This is a genomic window from Campylobacter lari (assembly GCF_001017575.1).
In the GTDB taxonomy this organism is placed as follows: domain Bacteria; phylum Campylobacterota; class Campylobacteria; order Campylobacterales; family Campylobacteraceae; genus Campylobacter_D; species Campylobacter_D lari_C.
In genome coordinates this window covers 562,454-578,669 of sequence record NZ_CP011372.1, presented here as the reverse complement: position 1 = coordinate 578,669, position 16,216 = coordinate 562,454, and the positions used below count along the sequence as shown (strand labels likewise).

Here is a 16,216-nt window from a genome sequence, read left to right as displayed (position 1 = left end):
ACAAATGAAAAAACTTATAATTATATCACTATTAACAACTCTAGCCTTAGCTAATTACACACAATATAAACCGAGTGAAGATTTTGCAAAGTATTTTACTACACAAAATTGCTCTCAGGTTTTAGATAAATTTTATTATATTAATTGCTATGATTATAACTACAAAGGCACTAAAGCAGTAGCTTATAAATTAGAAGCAGATAATCTAAAAGGCGAACAAATCAAAAAACGCCCGCGCTTTGAAGATGATACAAATATACCTAAAAAATATCGTACCACTTGGAGTGATTATAAAAATAGTGGTTATGATAGAGGACATACCCTTTCTAATGCCTCTATGAGAAAAACTACTCAAGCTCAAAGAAGTACATTCTTAATGAGTAATATTACTCCGCAAAATCCACAAATTAATCAAAAAGTATGGAATAAGATTGAAAAAAGAGAAAGACAAGTAGCTTTAAAGCTTGGAGAAATTGAAGTTTTAAATTTAGTTAATTATGATAGCAACCCACAAAGAATAAAAAATCAAATTGCTATTCCAAACTCTTATATCAAGATTATAAAAGGTAATAATTTTAAAGAATGCTATAAAGTTCCAAATTATGAAGTCGATAATTTAAGTATAAAAAGATATAAGTTTAATTGTGATGTTTTAACTAGCAATAATCATCAGTCTTAAACGATTTTTTAGTTTAAACTATAAGATAATATAAGATAATATAAGATAATATAAGATAATATAAGATAATATAAGATAATATAAGATAATATAAGATAATATAAGATAATATATGATATGATATTATATTTATATCCTAAAATAAGGTAAAAACTATGAAAGCATTAGATGTTGCAAAATACTTTTTATTCTTAGCAAGAAGTAAAGAAGCTGGCGATACGCTATCAAATTTAAAAATACAAAAAATGCTTTATTATGCACAAGGGTATATGCTTGCCATATTTGAAAAACCACTCTTTGATGATAGAATAGAAGCGTGGAAACATGGCCCTGTAATTAGAACAGTGTATGAACAATTTAAAAAATATGGATCAAATTCTATCTCTTTTGATGAACTTGAAGATTTTGATACAGATTGTATTGCTGACAATAAAGATGCCCATGAGCTTTTAGTTCTTATTTTTGACAAATACGGTTCTATGGGGGCTTGGGAGCTTAGAGAAAAAACCCACGAAGAATATCCTTGGAAAAGTTCTTATGTTGCAAGTCTTGGAAATGAAATTACACAAGATACAATAGCTACTTTTTTTAAGGAAGAAAATAAAAAAGAAGCATTAAGACTAAAAGAATTACAAAAAAATGATATGGAAATTAATGAATTATGGCCTTAATTAATTTTAGATATTTCTTAATTCTTCTTTCTAATATGACTGATATAGATATAGAAATTTTACTTGAACACAAAAACGAATTACTTAAATACTTATCTCATCTAGGAGATAGTAGTGTTTTTGAAAAAGATAAGTGTTTTAAAGCTTTAAATAATATAGAGCAAGACTACTTTATTTGTATTGGTTTAACAGACAATGAAAAACAAAAAGATTTCTGTAAAAGTGTTTTTATTATCTTAAGAGATCATTGGAAAAAATTTAATTCTACTTTCTATTAACACCAAACTATTCTCTCAATACCCCATCAACCTTTTATATCCATCACAGCCAAGTTGATAACCGCCATCACAAGCTAAGCCATAGTATTTTTTTGCTTGTTTAATGATTATCCACGAATATTATTCTATCTTTCCAAACCTTTTCTCATATTCTGCTAATTTTTCTTTTAAAATATTCGTTTTGTTTTTATTGCGTTTTTCAATTTCATTTATTAATTCTTCCATACATCTCAATTTTTCTCTTGAGGTATATATATCCAAATAATATCCCTTACCCTCTATTTGCAACGCATCAATAGCACGCCACAATACTGCTATAACAATACCTATAACCCATCCATGATTGTATTCAAAAATTATCGCAAACAAAATAAATACTAAAAAATATTTCAAATAAGCTAATATATTTAAAAATACACTTGCATATATATCAAAAAATTCATATTCTGATTTTTGTCTTAATGTATCATAATATTTAAGTTTTTGTTTTAATTTTTCGTATTCATTTTTAAATTTTTGTTTTTCAAAATCTTCCTCCAAATTTTTTTCCAATTTTTCCAAACCTTTTTTATATAACCAATTTCTAAATAAAGCCATTAAATTAATTCCTCATTGTCTCGTTTTTTAAAAATTATATCATAAATACATTTTTTAAAAAGTTTCTAAATAATATACTATTTTAAATTTTAATTAAGTTTCGTTATTATATACTTTCTTCATCGAAACAAATGAAACCTAAGAAACAAAAAAGGATTTAAAATGTTAGATAGTTGCTGCCTTGATTTAGAAAAAAGAGAAAGAGAAGTTGATACTCTAGCTAAAGAGCTTATGCATGATGAGAGTATGAGTGGTAAAAATCTTTTTTATCTTAAAGATTTGATAGAAGATTTTATAACAGATCTTGAGTGCAAAATGCAAGATTGGGAGTTTTCAACTTCTTTAGAAACTTACAAAGAAAATATTGAGTTTGAGATTTGGGATTTAATATCCAAAGTAAAGGAAAAGCAAAAAACTTTAAATGCTATTAAAGCTTAACAAAGTCTTTTACTAAAAAGACTTGATTAAGCTTTTGACTGCTTGGAAATTAAGCTTTACTATCGCGTTGATAGTTCTTATAGCAGAAGGGTTAGCAAGTTATCCAAAAACTTGGCTTAGTATAAATGTTTATAGTGCTATTTTATGTTTTCTTGCACTTTAAAAATGACAGAAAACTAAGGGTTTAAGAAAAATTTTGTATAATTATAAAGTTTAAGTTGCTAACTTATCTCGGTGTTGAGAAAGGAGGCTCTAAAATGTTAGATAAAATTTTAACAATTTTAATCTTAATCTTAGAGCTAATTAGAGAGCTTATAAAACTCTAATACTTTTTAACACAGATAAATTTTAACTAAATCCGCTTAGCATAAACTTAAACAATTATACAATACCGAGATTTGCGGATTTACTCGGCTTTCTTAAACCCCTTTTTATACTCAAATGAGCGCAAAGGTTTTTGTTTTGATTTTACATCACATTCATTAAGTTTTTTTCATTGCGATTACTCCTTAATTATAAACAATAAGACATATTTTTTCCTTTTTGCTTTGCGCTCTTTTGAGTATAAAGATTTTGAAAGGAATATCAATGAGAGCAGAAGTAATAAACAAAAAGGCATACGTTCGTTTTGATGATTATGCAAATGAAGTCAGCGAATATAAAAAGAAAATAGTTTTATTAGAAGAAAAACTAAAAGAAGCCAAAGACTTATTTAAAAGTGAAAATAACTTAAGAATGGCTATAGAATTTGAAAACATTAAACTATTAAGCTTATTAACAAAGGAACTTTGATGTTGTTATTTTTCAAAAAAGATGATGATTTAAAAATAAAGCTTTTCAAAGCCCAGCATCATATCAGGCTTAAAAACAAGGCAATCAATCAAAGCTTATTAGCTTTAGAAGAAAAAGAAAAAGAGCTTAGAAAACTTCACTCTTTTAAAATAAAAATACTTGATGAGTTAGGGCTTATAGCTATGGATAACGCTGAAGAATTAGCAATTAAAAAAATAAAAACACTAAAGGAGAAAACAAATGAAATATAAAATCATAGAATTAGAACAAGGCTCTAAAGAATGGCTTGAGTTTAGAAAAGGAAAAATCACAGCTAGTATAGTCGCTTCTTGCATTGGTGAAAAAGGTGCTTTTTTAAGCAAAGAAAAGGCAAAAGAACTTATACAAGGACTTTTTGAGCCATATACCAATAAAGCCATGCAAAAAGGTAGAGAGTATGAGGAATTAATCAGAGCAAAAATGGAATTTATGATAGGAAAAGATATAACTCCTATTGTTATTCAAAGCTTAGAAAATGATCTTTTTATGGCTTCTTTAGATGGTATAGATGATGAAAAAACAATATACGAGTTTAAATACTCAACTAACAACGAAGAATACGAGCAAGTGTTAAAATTTAAAAAACCTAGCCCAAAATACTACGCTCAAGTCCAATTTCAACTTTTTGTAGGTGGTTTTGAAAAATGTGTTTTTGCAGTCTTAAATGAGAATGATGATTTGACTTATTGTGTTGTTAAAAGCGATAAGGAATATCAAGATTTTATGCTTAGAAAAATAGATGAGTTTATAAAAGATTATCTCGTTAATCAAAAAAGCGACTACAAAGAACTTAATGATGCTCATGCAAAAGAATTGGCCTTAGAAATAATTAGACTTGAAAGCACAATGAAGCCTATAAAAGAAAAACTAGAAGCTCTTAAAAAAGAATTTATAGAGCTAGCAAATGGCGAGAAAGTTAAATGTTTGGATATTAGTGTTTATCCGCAAAATAGAACAACGATTGATTATAAAGGCTTTTTAGATTTTACTAAATTAGAAATCCCAAAAGAATATATAAAACAAAGTACCTCAATGTGTTTAAAAATCAAAAAAGGAGCATAAAATGAGCGAATTAGTAGTAGCTGAAAAAACACAAAAAAATAATTTTAACTTTAATCCATATGAATTAGCGCTAGTTAAAGGAGATTTATCAAAATTAAGTGATGAAGAAAGAACTTCTTATGTAAAAAGTATTTGCGATAGTTTAGGCATCAATATGTTAACTAAGCCTTTTGAGTACATTATACTTAATGGCAAATTAACTCTTTATGCAACAAAAACAGCAACAGATCAGTTAAGACAAATCCATAAAGTATCTATCACTAAAACAGAAGCTAATCAAATTGGAGATATTTATATGGTTACGGTTTATGCTAGCACTCCAGATGGTAGAACAGATTGCGACACAGGAGCTTTAAATATTAAAAATTTGGGCGGAGATAACCTAGCAAATGCTTTAATGAAAGCCATAACTAAAGCTAAAAGGCGCGTTACTTTAAGTATTTGCGGTCTTGGAATGTTAGATGAGAGTGAATTAGATACTATCAAAGACTATAACAATACTAAAGCAACGCTAATAAAAGATGAAGCAAATGAGCTAAAAAAACTTGGGCTTGAACTAAGAAAAACATTAGAGGATATGGGTTTAAATAAAGAAGAACAAAATGCATTTATCAAAAACAACAATATCTTTACAAGAGAGAAAATAAAAGAATTGTTAGATGATAAAAATAAAATATTCGAACTTAAACAAGGACTAAAAAATGATACCAACATTTAAAGCAAATTATGAAGTGGCAAATTATCAGCCACTACTTGAATATTTAAACGAAGGTGGTTTATATGGTGGCTATTTTAGAAAAATATTCTTATATGATACTATCGGCAACACAGGCCATACAAATACTTTTGTAAAATGTGAATTTGTATGCCAAAAACACAATAAATTAGCTGATTTTAATTTATTTATTGCAAAGAATGGAGATTTTACATACACAACTTCAAAAGGCGAAAAGGAAAGCTACTTAGGCTTTAGACAACTTAACGCAATAATGCTATTTTTAGGTATAGAAGAACTTGATCTTAGCAAAAAAACAAAAGCAAATATCTACGGAAAAGAAACAGAAGCTACAAGTCTTGATGAGCTAACAAATAAAACTTTGCTTTTGGGTTTTGACACAGAAGAGTTTTTAAATAAAAACAATCAAGTTGAAAATAAAATAGTACTTAGTAGAATTTTTAACTCAAAACTGCAAAGTCTTGATGAATTTAAAAACCAAAAAGAGCCAGTTGTATATAAAAACTTTAAAGCCAAACATAAAAAATTACCACAAGAGCAAAATGAGTTTCAAGCTCAAAGCATTTCATTTAATCCATATGCACAAAATTTTAATCAAAAACCTCAACAAATTCATACTTTAGATGCCACTTTAGAAGATGATGGTGAGCTTCCATTTTAAAGTAAGTAAAAATGTTAAAAGAAAAAATTAACACAGCCATAGAACACGCAAGAGCTTTGGCTTTAATTAACAAAGAATGCTTAGAGTTGATTGACTACATGGAAGAGTGTGATGAGGATGAATTAAGATCTAACTTAGATGACTTAAAAAAACTCTTGATAAAAGCAAAAGAATTATTGAAAGGCGAAAAATGACAAGAGAACAATTTAACGAAATTAAAGAAAGATTAGCAAAATATAGAGAAGTAAGATATTTAACCTATGAAAATCAACAAGCAGAGTTTTTAGGTAATGTTTTTGAAAAAATTAGTGAATATTTTAAGGCAAAAGATGACTTAGAAAAAGTAAAAGCACTTTGTGATATTGCAATACTTTACTTAAATTCATTCAATATTAGATATAAAAAATATAAAGAGTTAAAAAAGTATTACTTTGCTGAAAGTGTAGTGTTTAAAATTTATAGCTTTATCTCAGAAACCGATGATTTGCTTGATGATAGTTCTAATAAATATTTATATCATTTAATTTATATATTAGAATGTATATCTTTTAGACTAAATTTTGATTTCTATAAATGTATGATTGAAACTATAAAAGAGATTGAAAGTCGCACAGGATATTACGATAATGAGTTAAAGAAGTTTGTAAATAAACTATGTGCTTTTAACAAAGATGAAGCTATTAGCAATGCATCTAAAGATTTTGGGCTTTTGGGAAATTCAATTATTTGTAGATTAACGCAAGAAGATAAAAACTTCTGGTTTATAAATTGTAAAGAAATAGAAACTAATTTACAGATAGACTATAAAGTTAAAAAAATCTATAAAGCTGATTATGAGGGTTGCAAGCTATGATTACAAAAACAACAAGATCTGCTTTAAATGCTCTCTCAAAAGCTTTTAATATTATATTATCTCAATATTAGCTTTAACTTTTGCATTTCTTGGGATTTGTGCAATTATCATAGGATTATTTATTCTTGAAATTTTCTCAAAAGATAATCTTGAAAAATGTAAAAGGATTTTTAAATTTTATAGATAAAACATACTAAAATCTTCAAATGTACAAACAAAGAAGTTGTTTATAAAAATACTTTTTGATAAAATTATCAAAAATAAAAAAAAGGAAAATAATGGAAAACTTAGAAAAATATAGAAAAGAAATATTTAAAGATGAGACCTCAGCAGGTGATGAAGGTGTTATAGCAGAAAGTATAGATATAGTAAATGATAAGTTTGAGCTTAATCAAGAACAAATGCTACAAGCCCTTAACTTTTTATATAGTATTAAAGATAGTTTTTTAGGAAGAACAAAAAAAGAACCATTTGATAATATAGTAAATGAATTATCTTCTAAAATTATAAAATATCTAAGACCAACATTGATTGTATCAGAAGAAGAATTCAAAGAAAAAATTGATGATTTTTTATTAGATTATGGCTTAAAAATAGATATGCAAGAAATCAATCCTTATGAAAAAATGTATAACATATACAAAGAATGGCAATTAGAAGATAATGATAATTTGTTTTTTAATTTAAAATCTGTAGGTATGTGGATAGAATGGTTTAAAGGTAACTATAAATATATATTTGATTTACATTTTTCTGCAATAGAGAAAAAAAGCAAAGGCAGTTATAATATACAGATTAAAATACCAAGCGAACTAAAAGGTAAATTGGAAAAAAAAGCAGAAAAAGCTGGAATATCTTTAAATCAATACATAATGTATCTTTTTATAGATGATATTAAAAACGAACGGATTTAAAATCCGAGCGTTAATTTAATCTCAATACTATATCATTCTTATTTTTATAATAAAGCAATTAAATGATATTGACAAATCATTTTTAATATAATATTATTTCAATAATAAAATATTGAAAAAGGATTGTATTGTGAATGATTTAGTTTATTCTTCAAATGGCTATTTAGTTACAAATCAAGACAAAATTTCTACAATATCTAAAGTTGATGTAAATTCTGTGCAAAAGCTTATAAGAACATACAAGCAAGATTTGGAGTGTTTTGGAAAGTTAGAATTTTCACTTCAAAAAATAGCAAAAACAAATAAAAAAATATATGAGCTAAACGAACAACAAGCAACTCTACTTTTAACTTATATGAAAAATAGCGAAAGTGTTAGAAATGCTAAAAAAGTTTTAGTTTTTGCTTTTTATCAAATGAAAGAAAAACTTAAAAACTTAGAGCAGGAACAAATGCAAAAACTAGCTTTTAGACAGAGCTTAGGCTATAAATCTCAACTAGCACAGCAAAAGCTAAAATATGAAAATGAGATTAAAGCTTTAAAGTATGATTTAGAACATAAAAACGAGCTAAGCTTTAAAAGAAAACTTAGCAATGAAGAATTATTAGAGCTTAGGAAAATACTTGCTCGTGATTATAACATTCTTTGCATGAAAGAGTGGGAGTTTAGTTTATTTGCAGAAAAAATAGGAAAAAATGAAGTTTTTGAAGCTATCTTAAAAAGACTAGAAAACAAATTATACTACTATAAAAACTACGATGATATAGAAAAATTTTATTCAAAACACCCATTCTTTAAAAAACAATTCTAAAGGAAATAAAATGGCTACAATTTATGACAAAAATGGAAATATTATTATAGAAAAAACTGAATTTAGTTTGAGCGAACTACTTTATTTTTGTAGAAAGCAAAAAATATCTTTAAAAAATGCTAATTTTAAAGAGCAAAATTTAACAGGCGTAGATTTTAATAGTTTAGATCTAATCGGGGCTGATTTCACTAATGCCATTTTACAATGTTGCGATTTTCAATCAAGCATTATATCAAATGCTGTTTTTACAAATGCTGTTTTAAAAAACGCTTATATGCAAGATGTAATTGCAAATGAAACTAATTTTAAAAATTGCTCGCTACAAAACATTTTTTCAAATTCTGCTAGATTTATAGATTGTGATTTTAGCGGGGCTGATTTAAGAGAAAACAATTTCTTAAAAACAAGAATTACAAATCCATTTTTTAAAAATACTTTAATTTCAAATACCATAGGAGATATGGAAAACATATGCTCATTACAAGTAGAAAAATTTTCCATATCCTTTAATTCTCAAGATATAGCCATAGGTTGCAAACAAGAAAGCATATCATGGTGGAAAAATGTAAAAAATGAAGAGTTAAACGATGGTCGTGAAGATTATACACAAGTATGGAATGCATACAAAGACATTTTGTTTAAAATCATCAATATAAAATACAATATTTAAAGGAAACCCCATGTCAAATATAGAATTTTTAACACCAAAGCAAGTAGAGCAAATGTATGGATTAAACCCTTTACAACAATTTAGAGCAAGAAGCAATGGCATGCCACACTACAAGATTGATGTTAAAACAATCAGGTACAAAAAAACAGAACTAGATCATTGGTTTAAATCTAAAAAAGTTATCATTTAAAATCAAATGGACACAAGGAATTTAAGTATTCGCCATACCAATTCATAAGCTGTTTTCTTAAATCAATGGCCTTACTTCTATTATAAGCTCTTTCAACTTCACTTCCATTTACATGGTGCAATATCATCTCAGCGATATCTTTGCCTATGCCAAGTTTTATAAGCTCGTTGCTTTTTTCTGTACATATACTCCTAAAAGTACTTCTAAATCCATGTATTGTATGTTTCAAATCATACATTTTGAAAAACTTGCTTGCAAAGTTATCGCTAATGCATTTATCAAAATTAAAAAACACATATTCTTTGTTTACATTAAACATCTTTTGCATTTGTAATATTTTTAATGCATATTCATTCAATGGGATAATATTTTCACCATTGCTTTTTACCTTCATATCTTCAGCTTGTATAACCCAAAGATTATTATCAAAATCTATCTCACTCCATTTAGCAAATCGTATATTTTTACTTCTTTGTGCTGTCAAAAGCGTAAAATAAATTGCATTTATAATATTCACATTAACCCTAGCTCTTTGCCTATACTCTTTCATACATTCGAGCATAAACTTAACCTCTTTTTCTTCTACCAAAGCTTTAAAATGCTTCACATTGCAATCATCATTGATTAATCTATAGTACTTTTGTAAATCTTTCAAATCTGCAATAATATTAGTTTTTAATTCTCCTCTTTGTCTTGCAAGTTCTAAAATTCTGCAAATAAAAGCAATACTTTTATTTAAAGTTGAATAAATATTTTTTGAATTCATATGATCATAAATAGGAAGAAAGTCTTTCTTTTCTAGCAAATTAATAGGCTTTTCTCCTAGCATAGGCTGTATGTATTTTACAAAAGTCCCCTGCTCCTTTTTGATAGTAAAATATGAAAGTTTTTTTCCTATAGTTTCCATATAATGATCATTTGCCATATTTAATGTAAATTTTTTATTCTTATTATCGATAAAATCCCCGCTTCTTAATTGTTGCAAAATCTTAATCGCTTCTTTTCTAGCTTCTGCAAGACTTAACAATCCTTTTCTAAACTCTCCTATGGTTATATATTTTTTTAATTTTTGTTCTCTAAGTTGAAAAACTTTTCTACCTGTAGGATGAATTTTTAAATAAAGCTCTTTTGGCTCACCGAGCGGAACTAAGTATTGTTTTTCCTTTATTTTTAATGCTTCTATATCACTTTGAGAGAGTGCCATTTTTCGCCCCTTTATACCCAAAAAATACCAAAAATATACCCAATACCTATAAAAAATAACGCTGGGTATAAAATGGGTATTGAAATTATATCAAATAAATGAAATAAAAGAAATAAATAAAATACTACAAATACCTAAAAATAGAGGTTTAAAGAAATGTAAGAAATGCATTTAAATAATAATGGTGTCCCCAGCAAGGTTTGAACTTGCGACCTCAGAATTAGGAATTCTGCGCTCTATCCAGCTGAGCTATGAGGACAAATATTTTTATTATTTTAAGAAAAAATTTATTTTATAGAGCTTAAATTTTAAGCTCTATAAAAAAACATTTTGGATTTTCATCAAAACCTAAAATCCCATTATGCGCATCAATAATTTGTTTTGATAAAGAAAGGCCCAAACCATTGCCTTTTAATTTGGTTGTTTTAAAAGCTTCAAAAACCATTTTTTTATCTTTGATACTCACACCATTATCATAAACTTTAATAAAAACTTTATCTTCTTTTTGCTCGCATTTAACTTTTATACAACCATCATCATTTTCACTTTCTTCAATAGCATCTATGGCATTATAAAGCAAATTTTGCAAAACCAAAGCAAGCAAAGATTTATCTGCATTGATTTTTAAATCCAAAAATTCAAATTTAAAATCAATATTAGCTAGATAATTATAAGCTCCAATAGCCTGCTCGCATTCATCTTGTAATTCTTTTAAATTAAACTCATTTAAATTAACATGCACACCTTTTGTAAAAAGCAAGGTAGAATTTACAATACGCTCTACTCTTGAAATTGCTTTTTGAATTTCTAAAACTATATGCTTATTTTTTAACTCACTTCTTTCAAACAAAGTAGAGCTTAATAAAGAAATAGAGCCGATAGGATTGCGTATTTCATGTGCTAAGTGTGCAGCAACTGTTCCCATGCTGGCTAATCTTTCATTTCTTTTTTCATCACTAATATCTGTTGCATTTACTATAAGTTTATCAATATGAGAGGTAATTTTGATTAAATAAAATTTATGATCAAACTCAAGCTCATAGTGTGTTTTATCAAGATCAATACACTCTAAAAGCTTTGGCTTTTGTGTAGCTAAATTATTTTGCAAAATGATATTTTTATTTGCGTCTAAAATCCACAAAGCCATAGGTAAAACCTCTATAATCTCACTTACCATTTGTCTTAATGCTGTGTAGTTTTCATTAAGTTGCTTATATTCATTTTCTATAACATAGGTTTGTTCTATTAATGCTTTTAAACCTTGTTGTAAGTTTTCTTTTTCACTAGAATCTAAACTTTTTAAAATATTTTCATCCATATCAATCCTTAATCAAAAAATCAAAATCATCTAAAGTATATAAAAGCAAATTAGGTTCTTTGTTTAATACAAGCTCTTTGCTAAAACCTTGTTTTGAAAAAAGCACATACAAATTTGGTTGAATTTGCAACTGCTTTGCCTTATTTTTTAAAGTATTTAAAATATTTTTACATATTTTTCTTTCTTTAAATTTAACCTCACCTAAAACACAAAAATTATTTTCATGATAATACAAATCTATTTCATGGTAATAATTCCAAAAACTATATACTTGATTCACTTTAAGCTTTTTGGCTAAAAATTCTTTACACAAAAGTTCAAAAGTAAAGCTTTGATATTTTTCTAAATTTTCTTGGATTATTTCTATTAATTCATTGTGTTTTTTCATCGCAACTAGGTTTAAGTTAGGATATATAAAATAAAAGAAAAATCTTAATCCTTGGTTTTTAAAAACAACCTTATCTTGAATACTATAAGAGCGCAATTCTTTTTTAATTTTTTGTCTTTTATTTTTTATAATAGGTTTTTCTTGACTTTTTTCTAAAATCAAAATATTTCTTTCTAAAAGCTTATTGATAAGCCCTAGTGCTTGAAAATGCGGAATGGATTTATTAATAGAATAGCGTTTTCTATCATTTTTACTCAAAACACTTAAAGCTTTTAAGCTATTTTCATCTAAATTTAAATCAGCTAAAATATCAAAAGCATTTAAAACAAAAACATTTAAAATATTATCATATAAATTTAATTTCAAATCAAATTCAAATTCATCAAAAACACTATAAAAATCAAAAACACTTTTAAGCTCTAAAGAACCACAATGCTTTGAAAATTCACTAAATTTTATAGTCATATCCTTATTTTAAATATTTTGTATGTTATAATTTTAACAAATTTTTAGGGGAATTTTTTGAATATTGAAACATTAAAAAAAGATATTATTTTAAAAAAAGGAATATATTATTTTGACTTTACAGCTAGCGCTTTAGCTCTAAAAAGCATAGAAAAGGAAATTAAAAAAATTCTTATTACCTATGCAAATACACACTCAGATAGCTCTTTAAATTCTTTCATTACACAGCAACATTATGAAAATGCAAGAATAAATTTAAAAAAATACCTTGAATTAGATGATAGCTTTGCTCTTATAGCTTGTGGGAGTGGATCTTCAGCTGCTATTAAAAAATTTCAAGAACTTTTAGGTCTGTACATACCCCCGCTTATTAAAGAAAAATATTTTAAAAATACAGATAAAAACACCTTGCCTTTGGTTATAGTAGGACCTTATGAACACCATTCTAATGAACTTTCATTTAGAGAGGCTTTGTGTGAATGTGTTCGCATACCCTTAGATAAAAATGGCGAGTTAGATTATGCTTTTTTAGAAAAATTACTAAAAAAATCTAAAAACAGACAAATCATAGCAAGCTTTAACGCAGCTTCTAATGTTACTGGAATTTTAAGTGATTATAAAAAAATCTACACTCTAATCAAACAATATAATGGCGTAGTCGCCTTTGATATTTCCACCTTAGCTCCTTATGCTAACTTAAATCCTAAATTTTACGATGCAGTGTTTATCAGTTCTCATAAATTACTTGGAGGTGTAGGATCTTGTGGTTTGCTTGCTATTAAAAAAAGTCTATGTGGTAATACTCCTAGCTTTGCTGCAGGTGGAACCGTAGGCTATGTTTCAAGAACCTCTCAGCAATACTTGTGCGAAGTTGAAAATTTAGAAGAAGGTGGTACACCTGGCATTATTCAACTAATTAGAGCAAGTTTGGCTTTTAAAGTACGCAATGAAATAGGTTTAAAAAATATAGAAAAAAAAGAAAAAGAACTTTGTGAATATTTTTTCAAGCAATGTGTAAATTTTCCAAAAATGATCTTATATGCAAAAAATATCACTCATAGATTACCTATTTTTGCTTTTAATATAGAAGGAATTTCTCCTTTTGATTTAGCTTATAAATTAAGCAAAACCTATAAGATAGAAACAAGAGCAGGCTGTGCTTGTGCAGGACCTTATGGGCATGATTTACTCAATCTAAAAGACAATCAAGAATTAAAATCTAAACCAGGTTGGTTAAGAGTGGGTTTTCATTATACACATACAAAAGAAGATATAGAGTATTTTTTTAAAGCCTTGAAAGCAAGTATCAAGGCTTTAAGTTAATTATTGCAAATCGTATTTTTCTACAATTTTTTGGTAAGTACCATCAGCTTTAACTTTTTCTAAACCTGCATTGATTTTTTGAACAAGCTCAGTTTGTTTTCCTTTATCAAAAGCTACACAAAAACCTGAACTTCCATCATTTTCTTCTAAAAATGCTTCTAATTCTTCATTAGTTTTTAAATAACCCTTACCAATATCTTTATCTGTTAAAACTGCATCTACTTTACCAGCTTTTAAAGCTAAAATCGCAGCTAACATTTCCTCGCTAGCTACCACTTGAGCATTTGGAATAGCCTTAGCAGCACTTTCTTGGATAGTTCCAAGTTGAACACCTATTTTTTTACCTTCTAAACTTTGCTTATCACTAATACTAGAATCTGTTTTTAATTTTAAATATAAATTTTTAGTATTAAAATAAGTATCACTAAAATCCATACTTGTTAATCTTTGTGGTGTTGAACTCATAGCAGAAGCTATCATATCAATCTTTCCAGCTTTTAAAGCAGGGATTAAACCATCAAAACTCATATTTACCCATTCAAGTTTTAAATTTTCTCTTTTTGCTATCTCTTCTAATAAATCAACATCAAAGCCGGTAATTTTTGCATCTTTAATAAAATCAAAAGGAGGATAATTTGCAGCTATACCTACTTTATAAACCTTTTCACCAGAAGCACTAGCTTGACTTTTATCGCTTGAGCAAGCACCTAAAGCTAATATACCAAATAACGCTAAAACAACATATAATATTTTTTTCATTTTTTTCCCTTGTTAAAATTAAAATAAAATTGATAAATGATTATAATGTGTTTAAACGCCTGTATTTCTTCATATCCGCCTCCTTTATAATAAATGTGAGCATAATTATAGCAGAAAAAAGTTTTTTGTAAAGAGTTGTTATAAAATATTTTTTATTTAAGTTAATTTTTATATATTTTAATTAATGTATTTAAATTTTTACTTTCTTACTAATCATTAAAACATAACCTATTCCAAGACAAATAGACCACATCGAACTACCACCATAACTTAAAAGTGGTACAGCAACTCCTTTTAATGGGGTTAAAGAAATAATTCCAAATGCATTCATAAAAAATGAAAATAATAAAAGTAAAGCTACACCTGAACAAAACAAAAAATGAACCTTATTTTCACAACGCCCTGCTATTCTAAAAATTCTAAGTATCACCATCAAATAAATAAAACATATAATGCCTAATCCTAATAGCCCTATTTCTTCAGTAATCCCTGATAAAACAAAGTCTGTATGCACTTCACTTAAAAATCCCAGTTTAAAAGTTCCAAGCCCTAAACCCTCTCCAAAAAATCCACCATGAGCTATAGCATTTAAACTATGTGAAATTTGATAAGGTTCTGAATTATGGCTTACCCTTAAAGCACTTGCTAGCCAATCAGGAAAGAAAGGCAAAAATGCATCTTGAATATTTCCCCACCAAGCAGAAATACGCTGAATTCTTCTTTGATTACTTAAAATCACCAAAACACCAATCATTCCAACAATAACCACACCAAAAGCAAAAAGTCTTTTACTAGCTCCTGCAAAAAAAGCTAAAGCAAAAACCAAGAAAAAAGAAATAACGCTTTGTCCTAAATCATTTTGTGTCATATAAATATAACCAATAACAAAAGCAGCTAAAATAAAATAAGGAATTAAAATTAAAACTTCATGCTTGATTGCTTTTTTACTATCATCAATCCTTCTTGTATAAGACCAAGCAAGGAAATAAATCAAACCTATTTTAAAAAATTCAACTGGAGAGATAGATAAAGGACCAAGCCTAATCCACCTTTTAGCACCACCTGCTGCAGTAGCAAGAAAGGTGGGTAAAAAAGGTAAAATAAGTATAAACAAAAAGGAGATGAGTAAAACGCTTATCATCAAATAGTGTGCCATTTTACTATCAGGATTTAATCTTGAAACAAAATAAATAATAGCTATACCGCTAAGCCCAAAAAAAAGCTGTCTGATGAAAAAATGAAATTCATTATATTCTAAATAAAGCACAGTAAAAGCACTTAAAGAATAAGAAAAAAGTATTCCTATGGTTATGAGAATACAACTTAAAAAAAATAACTTTCTATCAGCAACCAATATTATTCCCTAAA

General features: G+C 27.2%; 22 protein-coding genes and 1 tRNA gene. 16 read left to right on the top strand and 7 right to left on the bottom strand.

The window, feature by feature from the left end:
• Positions 1-4: 4 nt before the first annotated feature.
• The 3 genes from CD56_RS03090 (at position 5) to CD56_RS03080 (ending at position 1,628) form a co-directional block, all read left to right on the top strand.
• Positions 5-679 carry a DNA/RNA non-specific endonuclease gene (locus CD56_RS03090; protein WP_047208141.1) on the top strand — a complete coding sequence of 225 codons (675 nt, stop codon included), beginning with the start codon at positions 5-7 and terminating at the stop codon, positions 677-679.
• 155 nt (positions 680-834) lie between these two features.
• Positions 835-1,350, top strand: coding sequence for a Panacea domain-containing protein (locus tag CD56_RS03085; protein ID WP_047208140.1), 516 nt, complete (start codon positions 835-837; stop codon positions 1,348-1,350).
• Positions 1,341-1,628, top strand: a complete 288-nt coding sequence (locus tag CD56_RS03080; protein ID WP_039625734.1) for a hypothetical protein — start codon at positions 1,341-1,343, stop codon at positions 1,626-1,628. Before CD56_RS03085 ends, CD56_RS03080 begins: the two co-directional genes overlap by 10 nt.
• Before the next feature lie 120 nt (positions 1,629-1,748).
• Here CD56_RS03080 and CD56_RS03075 read toward each other — a convergent pair whose 3' ends face one another.
• Complete coding sequence (locus CD56_RS03075) at positions 1,749-2,225, bottom strand: hypothetical protein (protein ID WP_047208139.1); 477 nt, start codon at positions 2,223-2,225, stop codon at positions 1,749-1,751.
• 162 nt (positions 2,226-2,387) lie between these two features.
• Here CD56_RS03075 and CD56_RS03070 point away from each other — a divergent pair, with 162 nt between their 5' ends.
• The 12 genes from CD56_RS03070 (at position 2,388) to CD56_RS03015 (ending at position 9,391) form a co-directional block, all read left to right on the top strand.
• Positions 2,388-2,663 carry a hypothetical protein gene (locus tag CD56_RS03070; protein ID WP_047208138.1) on the top strand — a complete coding sequence of 92 codons (276 nt, stop codon included), beginning with the start codon at positions 2,388-2,390 and terminating at the stop codon, positions 2,661-2,663.
• Between the two features lie 588 nt (positions 2,664-3,251).
• Complete coding sequence (locus CD56_RS03065; RefSeq protein WP_047208137.1) at positions 3,252-3,455, top strand: hypothetical protein; 204 nt, start codon at positions 3,252-3,254, stop codon at positions 3,453-3,455.
• Positions 3,455-3,706 carry a hypothetical protein gene (locus CD56_RS03060; RefSeq protein WP_047208136.1) on the top strand — a complete coding sequence of 84 codons (252 nt, stop codon included), beginning with the start codon at positions 3,455-3,457 and terminating at the stop codon, positions 3,704-3,706. Before CD56_RS03065 ends, CD56_RS03060 begins: the two co-directional genes overlap by 1 nt.
• Positions 3,696-4,556, top strand: a complete 861-nt coding sequence (locus CD56_RS03055) for a lambda-exonuclease family protein (protein ID WP_047208135.1) — start codon at positions 3,696-3,698, stop codon at positions 4,554-4,556. Before CD56_RS03060 ends, CD56_RS03055 begins: the two co-directional genes overlap by 11 nt.
• A gap of 1 nt (position 4,557) precedes the next feature.
• On the top strand, positions 4,558-5,274 hold the full coding sequence (locus CD56_RS03050; protein ID WP_047208134.1) for a hypothetical protein: 717 nt from the start codon (positions 4,558-4,560) through the stop codon (positions 5,272-5,274).
• The gene (locus tag CD56_RS03045; RefSeq protein ID WP_047208133.1) at positions 5,258-5,953 is read left to right on the top strand and encodes a hypothetical protein; all 696 of its coding nucleotides are present in this window, start codon (positions 5,258-5,260) and stop codon (positions 5,951-5,953) included. The genes CD56_RS03050 and CD56_RS03045 overlap by 17 nt, the downstream gene beginning before the upstream one ends.
• A gap of 11 nt (positions 5,954-5,964) precedes the next feature.
• The gene (locus CD56_RS03040) at positions 5,965-6,147 is read left to right on the top strand and encodes a hypothetical protein (protein WP_047208132.1); all 183 of its coding nucleotides are present in this window, start codon (positions 5,965-5,967) and stop codon (positions 6,145-6,147) included.
• The gene (locus tag CD56_RS03035) at positions 6,144-6,806 is read left to right on the top strand and encodes a hypothetical protein (RefSeq protein WP_047208131.1); all 663 of its coding nucleotides are present in this window, start codon (positions 6,144-6,146) and stop codon (positions 6,804-6,806) included. The genes CD56_RS03040 and CD56_RS03035 overlap by 4 nt, the downstream gene beginning before the upstream one ends.
• 278 nt (positions 6,807-7,084) lie before the next feature.
• Positions 7,085-7,720, top strand: a complete 636-nt coding sequence (locus CD56_RS08400) for a toxin-antitoxin system HicB family antitoxin (protein ID WP_235375841.1) — start codon at positions 7,085-7,087, stop codon at positions 7,718-7,720.
• Positions 7,721-7,850: 130 nt separating this feature from the next.
• On the top strand, positions 7,851-8,531 hold the full coding sequence (locus CD56_RS03025; RefSeq protein WP_047208130.1) for a Rha family transcriptional regulator: 681 nt from the start codon (positions 7,851-7,853) through the stop codon (positions 8,529-8,531).
• A 10-nt stretch (positions 8,532-8,541) separates the two neighbouring features.
• Positions 8,542-9,201 carry a pentapeptide repeat-containing protein gene (locus CD56_RS08060; protein WP_052768360.1) on the top strand — a complete coding sequence of 220 codons (660 nt, stop codon included), beginning with the start codon at positions 8,542-8,544 and terminating at the stop codon, positions 9,199-9,201.
• A 10-nt stretch (positions 9,202-9,211) separates the two neighbouring features.
• Entirely contained in the window at positions 9,212-9,391 is a 180-nt protein-coding gene (locus CD56_RS03015; protein WP_039625719.1) for a MerR family transcriptional regulator, read from the top strand.
• Here the strand turns inward: CD56_RS03015 and CD56_RS03010 are convergent.
• The 4 genes from CD56_RS03010 to CD56_RS02995 form a co-directional block, all read right to left on the bottom strand.
• Positions 9,384-10,595: a tyrosine-type recombinase/integrase gene (locus tag CD56_RS03010; protein WP_047208129.1), complete on the bottom strand. Its 1,212-nt coding sequence runs from the start codon at positions 10,593-10,595 to the stop codon at positions 9,384-9,386. The two genes, CD56_RS03015 and CD56_RS03010, sit on opposite strands and share 8 nt — an antisense overlap.
• 182 nt (positions 10,596-10,777) lie before the next feature.
• Positions 10,778-10,854, bottom strand: a tRNA-Arg gene (locus CD56_RS03005).
• Positions 10,855-10,896: 42 nt separating this feature from the next.
• Complete coding sequence (locus CD56_RS03000) at positions 10,897-11,913, bottom strand: fla regulon two-component system sensor histidine kinase FlgS (protein WP_047208128.1); 1,017 nt, start codon at positions 11,911-11,913, stop codon at positions 10,897-10,899.
• Position 11,914: 1 nt separating this feature from the next.
• Complete coding sequence (locus tag CD56_RS02995) at positions 11,915-12,766, bottom strand: DUF234 domain-containing protein (protein ID WP_047208127.1); 852 nt, start codon at positions 12,764-12,766, stop codon at positions 11,915-11,917.
• Between the two features lie 57 nt (positions 12,767-12,823).
• Here CD56_RS02995 and CD56_RS02990 point away from each other — a divergent pair, with 57 nt between their 5' ends.
• A complete protein-coding gene (locus CD56_RS02990; protein WP_047208126.1) occupies positions 12,824-14,089 on the top strand; it encodes an aminotransferase class V-fold PLP-dependent enzyme in 1,266 nt (421 codons plus the stop codon).
• On the opposite strand, the gene CD56_RS02985 is transcribed toward CD56_RS02990, so the two are convergent.
• Together CD56_RS02985 and ftsW are read right to left on the bottom strand one after the other, a co-directional pair.
• The gene (locus tag CD56_RS02985; protein WP_039617965.1) at positions 14,090-14,848 is read right to left on the bottom strand and encodes an amino acid ABC transporter, permease/substrate-binding lipoprotein; all 759 of its coding nucleotides are present in this window, start codon (positions 14,846-14,848) and stop codon (positions 14,090-14,092) included.
• A gap of 190 nt (positions 14,849-15,038) precedes the next feature.
• Entirely contained in the window at positions 15,039-16,202 is a 1,164-nt protein-coding gene (ftsW, locus tag CD56_RS02980; protein ID WP_039617963.1) for a putative lipid II flippase FtsW, read from the bottom strand.
• Between the last annotated feature and the right edge of the window lie 14 nt (positions 16,203-16,216).